Origin of the sequence: Moraxella oblonga NBRC 102422, assembly GCF_001598275.1 — a bacterium.
In the GTDB taxonomy this organism is placed as follows: domain Bacteria; phylum Pseudomonadota; class Gammaproteobacteria; order Pseudomonadales; family Moraxellaceae; genus Moraxella; species Moraxella oblonga.
In genome coordinates this window covers 1-3,203 of sequence record NZ_BCYQ01000078.1, presented here as the reverse complement: position 1 = coordinate 3,203, position 3,203 = coordinate 1, and the positions used below count along the sequence as shown (strand labels likewise).

Below are 3,203 nucleotides of genomic sequence, written 5' to 3'. Positions count from 1 at the left end.
TCAACTGGGTCAACTGGGTCTACTGGGTCTACTGGGTCAGGATTTGTAATTACTGCGTCAGTATGTAAAATATAATCACCATTTTCCTGTTTAAGGTAGTAGCGGAACGCACCAAGATCTACACTTTGATCATGATTGGCTAACGTTACTGTTAAATCGTTGGTGGGTTGCTTGGATAATTTCATCAGCACCAAACTATCATTGTTTTTTGGTTCAGCACCCGTATCTTGCACATACAACTTATGATCACCCATCGCTTCGCCAAGTACAACCACCTTATCACCAAGCACTCTTGAAATGTTAGTTAAGTAGTTAAATTGCCCACTACCTGTTAAGTTATTGGTAATGGTTAGGGTATTAAACTTATCACCCGTAGTTTGTGCTGATGATGCGTTGTTTAGGGTTACTTTTGATCCATTGGTTAGATTTAGGTTGGCAACTTGGCTATCCGCGGTCATTGTCCAATGTGCGTCTGAATCTAGCTCCATTTTTGTATTGTCAAAAGCCTTTACTGCACCAATCAGATGTGCCTTACCCAACAAAAAGCGACTGTCATTGTTTAATGTAACATCGCTTCTTACGGTGGTTACTGGTATGACATCAATCACATCGTTACTAACAGGCGTAAAGGTACATTTAGATTCACCTGTGTAATCAGAACGCACACAAATGGGTGTTTGTCCATTGATAAAGCCCAACTGAACTTTGGCAGTATCAGAAACGGTAATGTTACCTGTAATATTAGCCACATTACGGCTTGATATGAAAGAAGCGTTATTTGTAATATTAAAATCAGAAGCACTAAAAGAGCGGGCAATCCAATCTTTATCATCAATCACCTCAGTTTGGTTAAGGTGATCAACCGCATGGGGCGTGGGACGACCTGACAAAACAATCGTACCTGCCGAAGCTGATAAAGTGCCATTAAGATTGCTACTGCCTGTCAATAATAACGTTGCATTTTCATCAACAGGGTTAAAATTCACCGCCAATCCACCATTGGGTTTGTTTGGATCGTTTTCACCCAAAACACCATTAAATGCAACAATCCTACGCTGGTCATTAAGCAATTGACGTAATTTATTAAATGCCACATCTCTGGTAGCACCCAAATAACGCCAATCCAAACTGTCTTGACCTGCCAACATGGTATCACCATTACGTCTAGAACCCACCGAATGATAATAACCGCCCGACATGCCAGCACTAATACCTACGCTCATTCTGTCATAAATGGTCAGTTGCTTTTGCCCTTCTATGGTGATGCTAGCATCTTTGTTGGTGTTATGATTGACGATTTGAGCCCCATCATCAATGTTTTGAATGCGAGAAAATGTCAAATCATTACCATTGACATCAAGGCGACCACCACGATAACCAAAGTAGATGTTGTCCGCTTTGACTTGCTTATCATCGGTCAGCACTACTGTACCACGACCACTCACAATACCTACTTTGCCAAATGCTTGCACATCGCCATTACCATCTGCCTTTTGTGCCAACACCACACGACCATCGCCAACACTGATGTCGCCTTTGTTTATACCTGTGCCATTTACAAAAAGCGTGCCTTGACCAATTTTTGACAAACGGTCATGCTCTGGGTTGTGAACTTGCCAATCCACCACTTTATCATCAGCAATAGACACCCCAGCACCTAGCCATGTATCTGTGGCATTATTGGATGTAACGGTGAAGTTATTGTTAAAATATAATGCACCCGCCCCTTGATTGATGCTATTTTTTAGATTGAGCGTACCACTTTCACCTGTAAAAACAAGGGTTTTACCTGTGTTTAGATGTTCTCTTAACCCTGCCACGCCATTGACTGGAACACCATCTTTGATTGACAACGCAGAAGTTAGATTGCCCGTTGCCAACCCAACTGTTGTAACTTTTCCACCACTTTGTAGAGTGCTGATGTTGATTCCTGACACCGATGACCAATCAATAACTTCGCCTTGCCTGACATAAATATCAGGGATTTTATCTTGTTCAATGATGTTTTTGTGATAATCAGGGCGTGTTACTATCGCCACCGATCCACCATCTAAATCATTTTTATCAGAAGTACCTGCCCGATGGACAGCAATCAACTCCCAACGTTTGGCTTCTTTGTTGTAGCCCCATATCGGTGAGCCACTATCTCCTGCGGCATTATAGTTACTCAAAATGTCACGATACACATGGTCAATAAGCTGACCATCATCACCTTGCACCCTTTGACCACCTGCATGTATTTCACCATTACGCTGCACTTCAGTGAAAGTCAGTGGCACGCCCCCAATCAAATAGCGATAACCTCGGTAAACGTCTGGTGTATTGCCCGCCTCATCACGAATGTACTGAGAACCTGCCCCCACACGGATAAATGCACTGTATTTTTTGTCAGTTAAAAACTCATCATTATCATAGCCACCAATGGTGGTATTGGGAGTTGCCACAGGTGTGGGCACGACTTCTGTAACCAGCTTATTAAGACGTGGCACTTGATAATCCGAACTAAGCCCTGATGGGTCGTCTACTGTGGCTTGTGGGTTGTTTTTGTAGTTATTTGTATCAACAAAGGAATAATTGTAGTGATGAGCATCGGCATGATGTCCTTGACCGCCAAATTGCATGTGCCAATGAAAATCCGCGTTATTATCATTATGAGCGACAGTCACGGCATATTGTGGATCAATCAGCGTGGTTGCCCCTTTAATGCGATCCACCGAATCAAAATTCATGACAGGTGCATCAGTAAAAGTCGCACCTAGCGTAACACCGTCTTTGTTGGCGATACTAATGTTGGTTGCACCAACGCTAAACTGACCTTTATTTTCTGCCAAATCACGAAATATTTGATAATCAATATCCCCACGCACCACCGCTGAATGTGCTTGTGTTGCGATTACTGGTACTAATGAGGCTAATATGGTTTTTTTTAGTTTGTTGGAATTAGACATTTGTCAAAGCCTTGAATAAATCAATAAATGTAAAATCACACCGTCATTTTATCATTAAAAAACCATCAATCCAATCATAAAACATACACACTTTGTATCATTATAGTTAATCATTAACATCAATCAAAACATCAACAGGTCAAAACAATTGTGTATTTTATGATTTTTTATTAATACATTCGTTCTTAATCACTTTTATAAACAAACTTAACAACCGCCATAAAACTGCTTGGGGTTAACTTTATATACTAACCG

At 41.2% G+C, this 3,203-nt stretch carries 1 protein-coding gene; it reads right to left on the bottom strand.

Annotated features, from left to right (window positions below):
- Positions 1-2,948: S6 family peptidase (locus MOB01S_RS11850; RefSeq protein WP_281177256.1), on the bottom strand; the 2,948-nt coding region annotated here is incomplete at its 3' end.
- Positions 2,949-3,203 lie beyond the last annotated feature (255 nt).